We start from the raw sequence: 16,442 nt of genomic DNA, 5'->3' as shown, positions 1-16,442 counted from the left end.
ATGGCAAACAATCACGAACAATTCATAGAATTTAATACAACTGTTTCCTTGGATTCCTCAAAAAAGAACGAACTAAGGAAAAACAGAGATGCTTTAAGAAAGAAAATAACAGACTATTTCAATAACAATAAGGAGAATGAGACAAAACCAAAATATTCAGCACAAGGGTCTTTTATGATGCACACAATTGTAAACCCTCTTCCAAACTACGAGACTGATGACGATGGTAATGAAAAGACTTTATATCCTTATGACTTAGATGATGGCGTTTACTTTATTGATGAATTGGACAATAGAAAATCAGTGACAACCTATCACAATTGGATTTATAATGCTGTCAAAGACCATACTTCAAAAGGAGCGCTTAAAAAGAACACCTGTATTCGTGTTTTATATTCTGACGGTCACAATATTGACCTGCCTATCTACTTCAAAGAAATAGAATCAGACGACGAAAAAACCATTCCACAGCTTGCCCATAAATCTGAGGGTTATACGGATAGTGACCCTAGAGAGTTTTACAAATGGTTCAATGGAGAGGCAAATGACCAGTTAAAGAGATTGGTTCGCTATTTGAAGGCCTGGAGAGACAAGCAAAACAAATCTTATAGTACTAAAATGCCAAGTGGTTTAATATTAACTATTCTTGCAACGAATCACTATGTTGCCAATGACCGTGATGATATTTCTTTCAGAGATACTTTGAAAGCAATCGAGTCGGAACTAGAAGATGATTTTAAATGTGAACGCCCAACGACAAAGGAAGGCGAAGATTTATTTCAAAAATATAGTGAAACTCATTTTATGGATAGATTGTCCAAGCTTATAAGTGCAGGTGATGCTGCTATTGCTCATAGTAATCCAAAAGAAGGATGTAAAAAATGGCAAAAATATCTAGGTGACAGGTTTGCTTGCTCGAATGTAGAAGATTCATCTAAAAACGAGTCGAAGTCTTATGCCGCACCAGCAGTCATTAATGTTAACGCTACTAGTGCTTAATGTCAGACTACTTTGAGCAAATAAGAAATGATACTTATACTGAGCTAAAAAGTATCAGCGACGATGAAATAACTGTACTTACTAATCCGAAAGATGCGAACTTTTTAGAATCCGATGATTATCTTGAAGTCTGGGAGGTAAAAACAGGATTATATGATAGCGTAAAATCGGTTTGGCTTGTTGATGAACTTACTATGTATATAGCTCTTGGTTCGGTATTTCCCCTAGAGCCCGCCAAAATATATTACGATAAAAATGATTTTGAGAAATTGGGATATATTCCTCATTCTTCATTTTTAAGAAATGATGTATGTGTGTATGATGAATTTGTTATTGTGGATGAATCAAATCCAACGGGCATCCTACTGGACCAACTTGGAAAGGCAAAAAAAACCCTAATCGAAGGTTTGAAAGGAGATAACCTAGAAGATTTTGAAGATGAATTCGTTGCCTATTGGAATACATCAGGAAATTATAAAGATAAATTACTAAGTGAATCTATTTACTCCGTTATAGATAAAGAACCAGAAAATTACAACTCTCTGTCTTTACTTACTTATAGCATTAAATCATCAGAAAAAGACACGATATCGGCTGGTATTCTTTATAATAAAGAAGAGGATTTAATTCAACCCTATAAACAGTATTTTGAGAGTCTAGATTACTCGCCAAAAGAATATGAAGTGTTTTTGGTTAAGAATGAAATACAGCTAACTAGACCGCCGTTCTCCATCAGTTGTTTTGAGAGTCTAAAATTTATCAAGGAAGAGAATCAAAAAAACTTTAGAAATTATTTCAACAAAAGTTCAATTAGAATTTTAGTCTTTGGAAAGACGATAAATGGTGAAAAAAAGTATTTTGGGTGGAGCTATCCAGATATTAATTCTAAGATAAAAGGGTTTCGCCCAAGTCAGCTTACGCCTTATAATATTACTTTCAAAAAAGGTTTGCCTGGTCATAGGAAGAATGTTAAGCGCTTCTCTTCGGATAGTCTTACTGAACAGAGATTAATTAAAAGAACAGCTTCAGAAATTCTAGCACCAAATAACTACAAATTTCTCATAGCAGGTATTGGAAGTGTTGGTTCAAATCTAGTAGGTCTTTTAAATAATCTTAATAATCCTGAATTTACCCTAATTGATAACGATAAACTAAGTTCGGAAAATATTAAGCGCCATTTACTAGGATTTCATTACTTAAATCAGAATAAAGCACTTGCAGTAAAAACCTATTTAAAACATAAACTTCCAAGTCAAAAGATTCAAATCAGCGAATCTTCAATGTTTGATTTTTACAACCACAACAAACAAAAATTTAATGAACAGGATTATATATTCCTATGTTTAGGGAAATTGAATTTGGAAAAGTGGTTTATCAAAGAGCTATCTAACGGCAACCTAAAAAAACCCACTTTCATCCTTTGGGTAGAACCTTACTTGATAGGTGCTCAATTGCTATACTTCCATCCAGATAATCTTGCAAATTTAGATGATTTGTTCACCGATGTCTACAAATACAAGTTCTCAATAATTTCACCCGAAGAGTTTGAGAAAAAAAGAGATTTATTCACCCTTAAAGAAAGTGGTTGCCAAACTACTTATTCCCCATATTCATCCGCTCATTTATCACTCTTTTTGTCGGCAGCTTATATCAAAATAGTAGAAGTCATCGAAAATGGGGATAACCAAAGCTTGTTTTATTCTTGGGTTGGCGATATAGAAATAGCAAAAAAACTAAATGTGAACCTAGCAATTGATTCTTATGAGAAGTATTCTCTAATTGAAAACACTTTATGACCTATTCTGATGGAAAAATAAATTTATCCTTTAATGAAGGAGTTTTGAATGTGTTTAGTCACTTTAAGCAAACTGGTAACAAATATGAAAAAGGAGGTATACTTTTAGGGCAATGTTTAAAACAAAATGAAATTGTTATTACCAAGGCGACTACACCCACATTATTTGATAAAAGCAAGCGATATGGCTTTCATAGAAATAAAAAGTCCGCGCAATTATTTATCAATTATGAATTTTTGAACAGTCTTGGCACAACCATCTACATTGGTGAATGGCACACACATCCCGAAGATTATCCCACACCATCCGCAACGGATATTAAAATGATAAAGAATCAGTTTAAGAAAAACTTAATTAATGAGAATTTTCTTTTGATGGTAATAGTTGGTCGCAAAGATTTCTACGTCGGATATTTCAATGGAAAAAAACTAACTCAATTGAAGGCAAATCAACATTGATATTCATTTAAAATTGATACAATAGTTTTTAAAAAGCATATCATTACCTCTTTCAAACACTTAACTACTTCCAAATACAACTCCATCATAACTCCAAAAATTTAGTAATAGACTGCAATAACAAAAACGCAATAGCTCGATGTGATTCTTCTTTTGTAAGATAGACCGCTTCATCGTTTTGGGATAAAAAACCAAGCTCTAACAGGACAGTAGCGCAATCAGCTTCACTATCCCGCAGTACCTGAAAGTTCCCATATTTAATACCTCGACTTTTAATACCTAATATATCAGACAACCCTTTTTGAATGATAAAGCCGAAATAGGCAGATTCCTCCGCTTGTACTTCACTTTTAGGATGGATATAAACCTCTGTTCCTGCAGCAGTTTGGTTAATAGCTTGATTACAGTGAATGGAGATAAACACATCCGCTTTCAGCTTTTTAGCGAGCTGTGTTCTATCATTCAAAGAAATTAGGGTATCAATATATCTCGTCAAATATAGTTCTACAGGCTTCTTGTTAAGCCTATTATTCAATACAAGCATTTTATAGGCAACACTTAGTGTAATGTCTTTTTCTTTACTTCCAGTTCTTGATATCGCTCCCGCATCTGCACCACCGTGTCCTGGGTCAATAATTACAATTGGGTTTTGGTCACTTGCAACATCTCGTTGGGCATTTAAAGTGCTTAACATCCCAATTAAAAATAACGCTCCAATTAATTTGTGTGGTGCTCTCATACTTACAGTTTTAGTTTACACAAAATGCAACGATTACCTTCTTTCCATAAGAATCTTCCAAAATTTAACAGCACATCACGTTAAATTTTAGAAGATTTCGAGCATACAGGACTTACCACAATAGATTTCGCAAAACATTTTTACGAATCGCAGTAAAAGCAAAATCTATTACAATGAAAAAATCAATTCTATTACTATTGGCGTTGCTCTTGGTCACATCACCAAGTTTTGCACAAATTGGAGGTATTGAAGACTCCGTAAACGATGTGGGAGATACCATTAGAGCCATCTTTCCCATACTCTTGGGGGTTATCTTCCTAATTGGGTTCTTGTTTAACGCAGGACATTTCTTCGGTGAGAATGCCGACCTTAAAAAAGGAATCACTCGCGTACTGGTCTTTGTACTTATCGCAGGCGCAGTCGTGGGCATTTTCACGTACCTAATCTCAATCGTAGTCTAATGAAACGATTTGAGGTCTATAAAAACATACGAAAACGGGCAATGATTTTTGGATTGCCCGTGTCGTTGTTTGCCCTTATGATGATTGCCATTATAGCTTCATTATTGGTCATCATTTTCTCCTTCAGTTTTGGGGTTATCATTGGTGTACTAGCGTTTAATGCTACACTTTACATAGCACTGACAAGGTTTGCACACAACCCACAATTGCTTCAGTTCGCCAAGGTATTTCCCAAGAACATTAGTAATAAGAAATCCTCATCACTCAACTATGAATAAGATTAATCTAGCATCGCACTATCCCATCGTGGATATTCAAGAAAACGTGGTTTTTGCCAATAATGGCAATGTCGTATTGTGTTTTAAAGGGATGCTTCCTGAAATATATTCTCTTTCAGAAAAGGACTTTGAAGATATGCACGGTGCCTGGTTTCAGGCAATCAAATCGCTACCTACAGGATGTGTCGTCCATAAACAGGATATCTACTTAAAACAAAAATATACATCGAGCCAACTACCTAATAATACCTTCCTAGAAAAAGCCACACACGAGCACTTTAAAGGTCGTGAGTTTATGGAACATCAAAGCTATCTGTTCTTCATTTTGACCAAGAACAACGCTCTTAACAACAAAAAGTTCATCAACCCATTTCGCAAAGTCTCAAAGAGTATTGTACGTGAAGCTGATGAAACGCTCAACAGCTTTATAGGTTCGGTGAGTGATTCGGTGTCTTTTATCAATAACAGCCGAAAAATAGAATTTGTTCCACTTGAAGCGAAAGAAATACACGCCCTGACCAATAGCTATTTCAATGGCTTTAATTCTGGTTTTGATACAGATATTCTGTTGGATAAAAAGAATGCGAATATTGGTGAACATTACTTTGACGCACTTGCCATAAACAGCGAATTATGCTTTGGCGAAAGCGTACAAACTAGTAAAACCAATGAACACTTTACATCAGATGATTTTGTTTTTCATCAAGGCTTTATTGATGGTCTGGGACTTACGCTTAATGAGAATCATATCGTAAATCAAATTATCTATCTAGATGATAAGCAAAAATGGCGCAAACAACTCGATAAGAAAGTCGAAGAGCTTAACAAGAGTTCCAATTTTGGTTCACAGAACAAAGTGGTTCTACAGAAAATACAGCATATTCTTGACCAAATAAATGCAGACGACCAAGCTCGTGTAATTCGTGGGCATCTGAACATTGTATTTTGGGATAAGAAAGCTGAAAACCTTGAACGCATTGGCTCGAAGATTAAAACCGAATTCAAGGAAGTCGATATCATTCCGTACTACCCAAGAGGTGAAGAACGTAAGAACTATATTTTGAATAGCTACTGCTGTTTTTCTTCTAATTTCTCAAACGAGGATTTATATGTCACCGATTTAAAACACGCCTTGTGTTTACTTATTAATAACAGCAATTACAAGTCTGATGCTACCGGAATTATTTTCAATGACCGGGAGCATAACATTCCTGTTTTAAAAGATGTTTGGGACGAACAAAAGAAACGTATTAAGGCTAGAAACTTTGCCATTTTCGCACCTACAGGTGAGGGCAAGTCCTTTTTGGCCAATAACATCTTGCGCCAATATTTTGAAAGTGGTGTACGCCTGGTTATTATCGATTTAGGTGGCTCATACACCAAGTTTGCCAAACTCTATCCCGAAAAATACACTGTACTGCGCTATGAGAGTGGAAAGAATCTTGGTATCAATCCTTTTTTTATAAGTGATGCCAATGACCTTACTCCAGAGCGACTAGAAGACTTATCGGTTTTTCTGTTTGAGCTGTTTGCTTCAGATATGAAAGTGACCAAAGCACAATCGGTTTCCGTAAAAAAGATACTGCGACATTATTACAAGGAAGTAACAATTCAACATTCTTTAAATAGCTTTTATGCTTTTATAGAAACGAATGCAGATAACTTACTGGAACGCCTTAAAATCCATTCAGATTACTTCAACATTACTAACTTCTTGCACATTATGTCAGAGTATGTAGGTGATGGTTTGTACAGCTTTCTCTTTGAAGTGAGCGAAGACCAAACCTATAAAATTGAAGACAAACGATTAATTGTTTTTGAACTTGATGAAGTAAAGGATAACAAAGAGATTTTGTCTGTAATGCTCAAACTCATCAAGTCTGCCATTCAAAGAACCATTTGGAAAAACAGAGCCGAAAAAGGTATCATCTTATTCGATGAGTTTGCCAAACAATTGAAGTTCGATAACGTACTCGAAAGCGTCGAATTCTATTACCAGGCAATTAGAAAACAGAATGGCGCTATCGGCATCATTTTACAGTCCATCAATCAGCTTCCTAACAATTCTACATCGGCAAGCATCTTGGAAAACACCCAGGTCATTTACAGTTTGAACAATGAAAAAGGTTATGACGAATTGGTAAAACGATTGAGCCTTTCCAGCCACGACCTGAACCAACTAAAATCCATCAAAAACAATTTGACTGGACCACGGAAGTACACTGAAATGTTTATCAAAATTGGCAAGGAGAGTAACATCTTTCGTCTGGAAGTACCGAAGAAAGTATTTGCTGCCTATTTAACGGACGGTTCAGAAAACGAAGCCATAATGCAACTCTACGAGAAGCATCACGATATGGAAAAAGCAATCACTGAATATTCATCTTAAAAATACAGAAACAATGAAGACAAAAATGAAAACGATACTTATTGGACTTACGCTAGCCGTAACCCTCTTATTGCCTGCCCGTGCTACGAGTCAGGGAATGCCAGTTTATGACAACACCAATTTTATAAGCCTTGCAAAATCGCTTATAGAATCTGCAAAACAGACCTCACAACTTTTAAAGACGGTACAATTCTTAAAAGATGCCAAAGAAAGCATCGAGAAAGTAAATAGCGCAATACAACAACTCAAAGCTGTGCAAGAAATTGCCAGCAATAATCAAGCGCTATTCAATGTCCTACAGAATGATTTGAATGACATCCTCAATTCCCCTTATATCAAAGTTGGAGAGATTGATGCTATTACAAATTCATTTAATGCCATCATCGAAAACTCCATAAATGCGGTTGATTTTGTGGATGAAGTCCTATCAAGTGACTACCTAAAAATGACTGACGGAGAGCGTGCCAAAGTCCTAAAGGAAAAAGAGCGAGAATCTGCAGAAATGGTTGCCGAAATCAATTCAAAAGTAGAACGCTATAAAGACATTATTTCTTTCAGAAAAATGCAAGATAAAATCAATAATAGAGAAACAAACTATTAGCGATGACAGCAATGATTTTTTTAGGAATTGGTTTAGAGTATATCGATGCCGTTTTTCAAACGATAAAGGCTAGTGACTTCTCTCAATACACCATTGCTGGGATGAAAACACTTGCGGTACTGTTCTTTTTAATCAATATCCTAAAAAAGTACAATGAAGGCGTTGCCAACAAAGATGGTTATACGTGGGGATTGAGCCCGGGAGAACTGGCAAAGAATTTTGCAATTGTTCTCCTGGTCATTTTCTCGACTCAAATTCTAGGTTTTTTTGACGGTATTTTGGTCGCCATCGAAGGTCAGTACCGTAACACGGCTCCTGCGCTCCTTCCGCTTCAAATGCAGGACATTCCTATTGAAGAAGATGTGGGCGCATTGGAAGCCGCCAAAAAGGCTATGGCACTATTATATGATGCGCTCGTTACTCCACTATTTGGTTGGAAAATTATTGCCTTCATCATCAGTCTAGGGCTTTGGATATTAGACTTATTCATTTACCCTTTATTTCTAGCAGAACGCTATTTTCTTTTGGGCATAATGCAAGCCTTTTTCCCTCTGGTATTAAGCCTTGCGGTGTTTGAAAAGTTTAGGTCTATGGCGTACAATTTCTTCAAATTATATGCAGCAGTCTATATGCTCGTGCCAGCTTTCTTTTTGGTTAATGTATTTATCAATGCCATTTATACGGAAATCAACACCAACTTTTGGGTCAATCTGTTTGGAACCGATGTAGGCAGTCGTTTTTTCGCTCCCGTGGTTCAATTGGGTTCTGTGGTCTTTATTGTCTTCCTGAAATTCAAGCTCTACAAGCGAGCCACAACATTCACACTAAAACTTTTCACAGGCTAAAGCAAATACAACTATGAAAACATCATATAAAAATATCTATGCAGTACTCAATATCAATCGCTTTATTGTATTGGCTGTGATTCTATGCGCCCTCGGTTCTAGTGCCTTTTGTGGATGGATTGTTTATGACATCCATAACAAAGCATTAAACAGCGCCTTTGCTATTAATACCGATGGTACAGTAATCCCCCTAAAATGGGTAGCGCAGAAAGAGAATTTTCAAGTAGAGGCTTTAGCCCACTTAGAACTTTTCCACAGCTATTTCTACGACATTGACGCTAGTAATTATGAAAAGAATTTAGAGAAAGCCTTATGGCTAGGAAATAGCTCTATAGATAATCTATACCGGCAGAAAAAAGCAGATGGTGTGTATAACAGATTACTTCAATTTTCCCTGGTTCAAAAAGTGTTGAGCATTGAATCACAACTAGATATTGACGGAGACATTTATGGCTTTAAAACAAGAACCGTCTTTGAAATTAATAGAGGAACTGTAGTCGATACGTATGAACTTATCTCTACTGGAAATCTCATTGTAGTAGACCGCAACTATCCCAAAAACACACACGGACTACTCATCACAAATTACTTTGAAAACACTTTAAAAAAAATAAGTTATGAAGATTAAAAAAAACAAAATTGTCTTTGGGGCTATACTCGGTGTTGTTGTTTTATTCATTGTTTCATATAGCATTTTAATGCTAGGTAATGACGAAGCAGAAACCGAAAATCTCAAACAGACATTAGTACCGGAGCTTCAGCAAGAGCAGGAAGATTATACGTCTAAATTAGAAGCTATTGATGACCTCAAAGAGGTACGAGAAACGAATGCGCCTAGCATTTACGATGAAAAGTATTTGGATTCCCTCGGCTTCTACGACCCAGATAATCTTATTAAAGAGAAGCAACGCATTGTAGATAGCATCTATAGTTCTGGTAAGATTGACTATAAAGCAATGACCTATCGCAATCAATCAACTGCACAACCAAAAGTAGTAGAGTCGAAACCAATAGATACAATCATTGCCCCAATTGAAAAAGAAATTGCAGCCAAGGAATTAGGCTTGGAGCATCAATTATTCTTTGCTTCGAACCCGCAGAAAAATCCGAAAATACTTAATACCAAAACCGATGCAACCATTCAGGTTGTTGTGGATGGTAACCAAACGGTCAAGGCAGATTTTCGCTTACGTATGCGACTTGCCAAAGATGCACTCATTAATAATAAAATCGTTCCGAAGAACACCCCTGTTTTTGGCTTCTTAAGTTTTCAACCCAATCGGGCAATGATTGAAATTACAAACATTATACACGAGCCTGTCAGTCTTAAAGCCTTCGATTTACAAGATGGTAGCGAAGGCATCTATGTAGAAAACAGCTTTAGAGCTGATGCTAAACGTGAAGTTGTTGAAGACATCGTGAACGATATTAATATCTCGGGAGTACCACAAGTAACTGGTGTAAAACAACTCTTTCAGCGTAGTAACCGGAACGTAAAAGTTACCATCGTCAATAATTACAAACTTATTTTAAAACCACAATTATGAAAAAGTATATCATTCTCATAGCGTTTGTTTTTGTTTCCGCTTTCGCGAAAGCGCAACAAAGAGAAATTCTCGATACCATTTATGCCAATGACCAAAACAATGTTGCCCTGTTTTTTCCTAATCCGATACGACAAGGTATTACGGGTTCAGAGAACTTTGTATTCACCTATAATAGAGAGCAAGAACAATACTTTGGCTTGCTTCAGGCGCAGCCGGGAAACGAAAGTAATTTACTGATAATCAATAATAATGGGTCAATTTTTTCGTATATTGTAAAGTATAAGGAAGAGCTGTCTAAGCTCAATTATTTTATTCCTTTAACAAGTTCCATTGGCAATGAAAAACCAATGGACGACCAACTAACTACAACTAAAAAACAAGAGCCTCGCTTCGATAAGTCGAAATATTATGAGCGTTTTTGTTCGTATTTATTACAGCGAAAAGAGCGTATTGGAAGACTTAAAAAGCGAAACAGCGGTATCATATTAACCGTTGAGAATATCGTTTTTGATAAAGAGGAATTGTACTTCGTTATCAAGATTGAAAACAGGTCTTCTTTAGACTATGATTTGAACTTCTTGAACTTTTCAATTGAAACCAGAAAAAAAGGAAAGAAAAAATCGTTACAAAGCCTATATCAAGAGCCAAATTTTACATACAAGCTACCTGAAAAGATTAAAGAAAACGAAAGCAAAACCTTAGTGTATGTACTACCTAAGTTTTCCATAAGCAATGAACGTTCGGTAGTATTAGAGCTTAATGAAACCAATGGGGAACGCAATATAAAATTGAAAATCTCCAATGAACATATCAATAATCCAAATTAGAATGAAGATGAAACATATCCCCTTATTTGTTATGCTGCTGGTCCTAATGGCCTGCAGCCAGACCCAAGTATCACATACAGATACTGCAAAGATTGTAGTCGAGAGCTTTTATGAAAAGAAAAATACTACTCTAAAGAAACATACCACAGACGATAGCTACGCCTCTTTTATGTCCATACAGAATGTTATGGCACCTGGAGACCCAGAAGTAAGCAATTCAAATTTCAAAGTCCTAAACGAAACATCAGATGGTGAAACCGCTTGGGTACAATTTTCTTCGGCATATGCGGAAAAGCCTGAAACGTTTAAGCTAGTTATGAAGGATGGTAAATGGTTGGTTACCGAAAAGGGATTGAAGGAGAAGAGTCCTTTTTAATTAAAATCAAACTTAACGCCATCAATAAACTCTTGATGTGTCATTTTCTTAAGTGTAGAATTATTTTGAATATGAAAAATAGCGTTTCCAAAATCTAAATAAATCGGTTTTTCAGAGAAGTCCCAAGTTTTTCTTTTATACTTCCAATGATAACCATAAAGGCCTTTGTAATCTTTCATAATACTATATCTGCGCAGTTCCTCCTCTTTTGCTGCTCTAGCGTTACTGGCTATTTCTTCCTCTTTTTCTTGCCGCTTTATTTCTTTTAATTCTTCCTTTTGGTGATATAATTTATTTTGTAAATCTAATTCCATCTCCTTCAGTTTCTTTAAACTATTTTTGGCATTAGACTTCTCAGCTTTCAGGTATTTCTTAATCTGATTTTTTAAAGTTTTTTTTTGATTCTTCAATTCATTCTTAGTCTTAGAAATTTCATCTTTTATCTTCAAAGACTCCAATTCAAGCTTCTCTCTAATAGTTCTAAAGTCAATGATTAGTATATAATTTTCATTTCGAGCCATCCTTTCAAAATCCTGAGTAGAAGTAAAATTTATTACGTCTGGAAAGAAAGAATTCATAGTCTCTTTCTTAATCATTTTACAGATTTTATAGTGCTTTGAGTTAATGAACTTGTATTCCACAATAGAAAAATTTTCAAGTTCGCCAATCTTGCACTTTTCAAAAGATTCAATTTTTTCTAATAGCTCGTTTTTGTGTTTAAATGAATTGGACAGTTCTTTCAGAAAATCAGAGAGTTTAGGGTAACTTTCTTTTATATCAGACTTGAAATTTTTCATTGGATTATAGTATCCATAATATTCTTCGAAAAATCTATTAGTAGTCTGTTTTAAATCTCCTTCTAGCTCTTTTAATTCCTGAATAATTCTTTTAGTCTTGGACACCTCATATTCATTCGATGTAATGTCACTGTCGGTTTCTGAGATATCTTCTTTCAGGGAACTTACTTCGTGACTGTCTTTTGAGTAATAATAGTCATAATCAAAACTAGAGTTAGTTTGTTCTAAATACCTAAGTTGAGCTTTTACTTCACTCCACAAATTAAAATTCTCTTTAAATTCTTCGGCATTAATGAGCCAAATCATATCACCATAAAATCGCTCTCGTTTTTTCACATCTGCTGATGAAATAGAGGAATTTTGAAATTCTACCACTAAACCAGAAGGGGTCTTTATATCTGCTCTATGAATTTGCTCTCCGTCTTTTACAATAACTTCTTGCCAATTTTCAGGAAATTCTTCTTTCCATTTACGATGCCACTCAGTTTCGTTTTCTTTCCAGAAATCACATTTTTCCAAATCAATGTGCCTCCAATGGTGTATATTGATTTCACCACAGTATGCCCTTACATCATTTTTGCATACTTGACATTTGCCAAGCCCGCCTTTAAATGCTTTTATTCTATTTCCTTCTTTATTAAGTGCGATTAACAATATTAATTTCTTTTTAGACACTTTGAATTCAGTTGGTAAAAAACCAACTAGTTAGTGAAATGAACACTATAACGACAATTAATATAAAGACCTAATCTCTAATTCAAGAAATAGATAAAGTCTTTGAGTTTTTCAGTCCTTTCTTCAGTTTCAAAATATTCTTTTTGCCTTTCAGTTATATTATTCGGAATCGTATTTAACTGTTCAAAAATATCTTCTTCAAGTAGTTTTTTGCTGTAGAGTTTTTTGAGTTTATCAAATATCAACCTAAAATGGATTGGCTCATTTTTCTCATCAATAATAGGTTTAAGATACTTTCTAAAATCGTCATTGGTAACTTTATCCTTTTCCAAACCGATTAATAGATTTAACAGAAGATTATTTCTAGGTATTAACGGAAAAACCAATTTTGATAAGAACTTATTTGAACCTAACACATAGAATACATCTCGGTCACCAGAAGTGTATGTCAAATTTTCAATATTATTTGCAATGAGATTAGCCAAATAATCAATTCTACCAGACTCTGTGTACTTATCAATTATTGATTTGAATACATACTTTGTTTCCTTTACGATAAAGCTAGTACGCGACACTTGATTTATAACCAATTCAACGAGCTTATCAATGTTTGAACTGCTCTGCACTGTTTGAAGCCAATCGCTTTTGACATTTTCCCATTCTTCTTCCCTAATTCCATTTAGAATATCTGTAAGGAATAGTAAAACACAATTTTCATATTCTATTTCAATACTATTTTTGGCAATATGTAGTGTGATACTTTTCAATAATATGTTACGATGACTCAGACCAATTTCATCAAGTGCGCCATCTCTTCCAGAGTAAACAATGATTAACTTTTCTAAAAAAGGTTTTGGGATGTTTGCAATAATATTCTCTATTGGTTGAGATAATAAATCGCTTTGCCCAAAAATAATTTCCTGTAATTCAGGAGGTGCTTCTAAACAAGAATTAATCAAAATAGCCTTTAGCCAATCTACATCCACTCTTGATGAAGTAATCAAATCCATAATAATCTGTCTCTCCTTCAATTCCAATAATTCCCATCTACTCACTGCCCAACTTAAACTATAACCATTAAAAGTTGTAGTGTATGGATTGGAAATGAGTTTCTTAAAAACAGTTAGCCTTAAATGTGGTTTTTCTTGAGTTGCATCTATTAAGAAATCCATTAAATGCATTTCAAAGTTATCAGGAACTCTTGTCTTTAAATTTGCTTCTATATAACCAAGTAAACCTTTAGAAATCTTTACTGCTTGTTCAGGATAAACAAACTCTTTAGCTCTGGTCATCATTCCAGAAAAGCGAGGAGTATGTGAAAACCTTGCATTCTTTGGAAAAGTCTTCATAAAAGCAATAAACAAATCAGCCCAAATGCGCCAAACCCAAAATTTACGATTGTGATTTATTACCTTCCAATCAATACTATCTGATGCATAATCTGTTGAAAAGTTTGTCATTAGATTACTTGAACGAATACAGAATATTTCATCATTATTGAAAAAATAAAGAAACCTTTCCATCAATTCCTTATTTAGATACTTACCATTATTTGGGATTCCTTGTAAGAAACCCTTAAGTGCATAAAAAAGAACTGAAGGTTGTTCATCAATCAATATTTTGTCTTTAAGTATAGAGTCGTGAAACTTATTGACATTTAAAAAGTAATTGTATGCAGCCAAGTTTCTTATAAAAACTTCATTGTTCTTAAAAGCATATTCTAAAAACTCTATGCTCAATTCTTCTTCAAGTCTATTCACTGATAAAAGCGTACTCCAAATATTTTCAGATGAAACTGGTTCTGCATTATTGATATTTTCAAGTATTCTCGAATATGGCAATTCAGAGGAAATAAATAACTGTGACAATGAACTTACAGCTCTATATTTTATTGGCTTTCCTTCAATAAAAACAATATTGGAATTATCCGTGGATGATTGCAGTTTAAACAATAAACCTTGTTGATACTCTTCTACATTATTCGCCCTGAAATTTTGCAATAAATAAAGGTAACACTGGTCTAAAACTTTTGGGAAATAGCTACTTTCACTTACATCGAAAACCGTTTTAGTTAACTCTGTCGAAAAAGTGACATTAAAGTTTTTAAATATGAGCTCTAAATTTTTAGCTGTATTGTATGCTACTTCTGAGTTAAGACAAGTAAGCAAATTATGAATAAAAGGAAGAATTTTCCTTTGTTTAATAGCGTTCATATTTCTTATAAACCCTCTTGCTATTTCTCGATACTGAGGATGTGTAAATACATATTCATTATGCTCTAAACGTACATAACCACGTTCTTCCAAGAGGTTAATTCCCCGTTCATATCCGTCTATATCATTTGTGGTATCGGGGTAATCTGGAAATACAAAATCTGTAGGCTCTTTTCCCAAGAAAGAACTTAATCCCTCTCTTTTAGGCTCTAATGAACATTCTTTTTTGTTAGAATCTAATGCATATCGCAAATCTTCATAAGTACACCCATTAATAGTATCACATCCCAAACCAAGCAACAAAAAGATTTTCCAAGTGTAATCGTCGATATTAATTATAGCTTGTCTGAACTCTCTCGCATCTATTTGTGCTATTTGGTACAGCCTATTAGTATCATAAACTTTAGATTTTAAATCAGGAAGTTTTGCCAAATAAACTAACTGTCCAGGTTGAAGTAATTTATTTGAAGAAAGTAGAGTTCTTACATTAACTACATTTTCTTCTTTGAGTTCACGCTTAGCGACAATGTTACTCCATATTTTATTTAAAAAAGAAATATCACTAACGGTTATATCGTACCAACTGTTGCTTTCTATTTGGCATTCCATAAGACTAGAAGTACCAAATATGGATTGTACAATTTCTTTTCTGGAAGTAATAATCAGTTTATGATTCTCTTGTATATTTTGAAGAAGGTCTTGTAAACGCTTAAGCTCATTTGGCTTCTCATCGCCCAACATATGACCAAATGGGTCTTCAAGGAAACAAACCCTATTCGTACCAACTGATTCTAAAAATGAACCTGCATCTCTAACATTGGAAACTCGCTTATAGATGTAGCCTTTCTGATAATAGTAGTTCGCTAAATTACGAGCCATTTCTGACTTACCACAAAAAGAAATACCTGTTAGCAACAAACAACTTTTTTCTTCTAAGATAGGTAAGAAAGTTGTCTCTATTTCTCTTGAAACATACTCATAAGAGATTACAGGTGCATATGGTCCATCAATACTATCTAATTTTGCATAATGCAATTTCGTGATTTCAATAAAATGCTCTATGATATGTTCGCTAGGAGAATAAGAAGTTGCGGTATTTTTTGAAGTATGCTTCTCTTTCCAATCTTTTAAGATAGGCGTTGTAAATTCATCTTTATTTGCCTTATTATCTATAGTTTGATGATGCTCATCACATAGTAGAATAAGGTTTTCATAAGACCTTCTTTCATCATCGTCCATATCTTCTCTATATCTAGCTCCACCTTTTTTCGCCGCTTCAATATGACAAATCTTAGCTATTACCGTCAATCCATCCTCGGCAATTAATGCTCTTGTACATTCTGGTTTTGAACATTGATTTCCAGAGAGTGCAAAGAGCCTTTTGATATCTGAAATCTTATAATCTCTAGGACCAACATTAGTTTGTTTTTTTGAACTCAAA

General features: G+C 34.6%; 14 protein-coding genes. 11 read left to right on the top strand and 3 right to left on the bottom strand.

Translation table 11 applies throughout. The annotated features are described in order from the left end of the window. From Q1A15_RS10450 to Q1A15_RS10440, 3 genes are read left to right on the top strand one after another with little or no spacing between them, the layout of a single operon-like run. Nucleotides 1-999 (top strand): CBASS cGAMP synthase, encoded by a 999-nt coding sequence (locus Q1A15_RS10450; RefSeq protein WP_299622975.1) that lies wholly within the window; start codon nt 1-3, stop codon nt 997-999. Continuing rightward, nucleotides 999-2,795, top strand: a complete 1,797-nt coding sequence (locus Q1A15_RS10445) for a ThiF family adenylyltransferase (protein WP_299622972.1) — start codon at nt 999-1,001, stop codon at nt 2,793-2,795. The genes Q1A15_RS10450 and Q1A15_RS10445 overlap by 1 nt, the downstream gene beginning before the upstream one ends. Further along, nucleotides 2,792-3,253, top strand: a complete 462-nt coding sequence (locus Q1A15_RS10440; protein WP_299622970.1) for a Mov34/MPN/PAD-1 family protein — start codon at nt 2,792-2,794, stop codon at nt 3,251-3,253. The genes Q1A15_RS10445 and Q1A15_RS10440 overlap by 4 nt, the downstream gene beginning before the upstream one ends. Before the next feature lie 85 nt (nt 3,254-3,338). Here Q1A15_RS10440 and Q1A15_RS10435 read toward each other — a convergent pair whose 3' ends face one another. Next, the gene (locus Q1A15_RS10435; RefSeq protein ID WP_299622967.1) at nt 3,339-3,992 is read right to left on the bottom strand and encodes an N-acetylmuramoyl-L-alanine amidase; all 654 of its coding nucleotides are present in this window, start codon (nt 3,990-3,992) and stop codon (nt 3,339-3,341) included. A 173-nt stretch (nt 3,993-4,165) separates the two neighbouring features. On the opposite strand from Q1A15_RS10435, the gene Q1A15_RS10430 reads away from it, so the two are divergent. From Q1A15_RS10430 to Q1A15_RS10390, 8 genes are all read left to right on the top strand, one after another. Then, a complete protein-coding gene (locus tag Q1A15_RS10430) occupies nt 4,166-4,453 on the top strand; it encodes a hypothetical protein (protein WP_298310212.1) in 288 nt (95 codons plus the stop codon). 270 nt (nt 4,454-4,723) lie between these two features. After that, complete coding sequence (locus Q1A15_RS10420) at nt 4,724-7,120, top strand: TraG family conjugative transposon ATPase (RefSeq protein ID WP_299622961.1); 2,397 nt, start codon at nt 4,724-4,726, stop codon at nt 7,118-7,120. A gap of 25 nt (nt 7,121-7,145) precedes the next feature. After that, a complete protein-coding gene (locus Q1A15_RS10415; RefSeq protein WP_299622959.1) occupies nt 7,146-7,721 on the top strand; it encodes a conjugal transfer protein in 576 nt (191 codons plus the stop codon). A 2-nt stretch (nt 7,722-7,723) separates the two neighbouring features. Beyond that, nucleotides 7,724-8,566 (top strand): hypothetical protein, encoded by an 843-nt coding sequence (locus Q1A15_RS10410; protein WP_298310222.1) that lies wholly within the window; start codon nt 7,724-7,726, stop codon nt 8,564-8,566. Between the two features lie 13 nt (nt 8,567-8,579). After that, on the top strand, nt 8,580-9,194 hold the full coding sequence (locus Q1A15_RS10405; protein WP_299622956.1) for a conjugal transfer protein TraK: 615 nt from the start codon (nt 8,580-8,582) through the stop codon (nt 9,192-9,194). Beyond that, nucleotides 9,184-10,113 (top strand): conjugative transposon protein TraM, encoded by a 930-nt coding sequence (traM, locus tag Q1A15_RS10400; RefSeq protein ID WP_299622953.1) that lies wholly within the window; start codon nt 9,184-9,186, stop codon nt 10,111-10,113. Before Q1A15_RS10405 ends, traM begins: the two co-directional genes overlap by 11 nt. After that, nucleotides 10,110-10,940 carry a DUF4138 domain-containing protein gene (locus Q1A15_RS10395; RefSeq protein WP_299622951.1) on the top strand — a complete coding sequence of 277 codons (831 nt, stop codon included), beginning with the start codon at nt 10,110-10,112 and terminating at the stop codon, nt 10,938-10,940. Before traM ends, Q1A15_RS10395 begins: the two co-directional genes overlap by 4 nt. 7 nt (nt 10,941-10,947) lie before the next feature. Then, a complete protein-coding gene (locus Q1A15_RS10390; RefSeq protein ID WP_299622948.1) occupies nt 10,948-11,316 on the top strand; it encodes a hypothetical protein in 369 nt (122 codons plus the stop codon). Here the strand turns inward: Q1A15_RS10390 and Q1A15_RS10385 are convergent. After that, nucleotides 11,313-12,788: a hypothetical protein gene (locus tag Q1A15_RS10385; protein WP_299622945.1), complete on the bottom strand. Its 1,476-nt coding sequence runs from the start codon at nt 12,786-12,788 to the stop codon at nt 11,313-11,315. The genes Q1A15_RS10390 and Q1A15_RS10385 overlap by 4 nt on opposite strands. A 77-nt stretch (nt 12,789-12,865) precedes the next feature. Then, a complete protein-coding gene (locus Q1A15_RS10380) occupies nt 12,866-16,441 on the bottom strand; it encodes a hypothetical protein (protein ID WP_299622942.1) in 3,576 nt (1,191 codons plus the stop codon). Nucleotide 16,442 lies beyond the last annotated feature (1 nt).

Source organism: uncultured Tenacibaculum sp. (assembly GCF_947495995.1).
Lineage (GTDB): Bacteria > Bacteroidota > Bacteroidia > Flavobacteriales > Flavobacteriaceae > Polaribacter.
The sequence above is the reverse complement of the archived record's forward strand: the minus strand, read 5'-3'. Positions and strand labels throughout refer to the sequence as shown.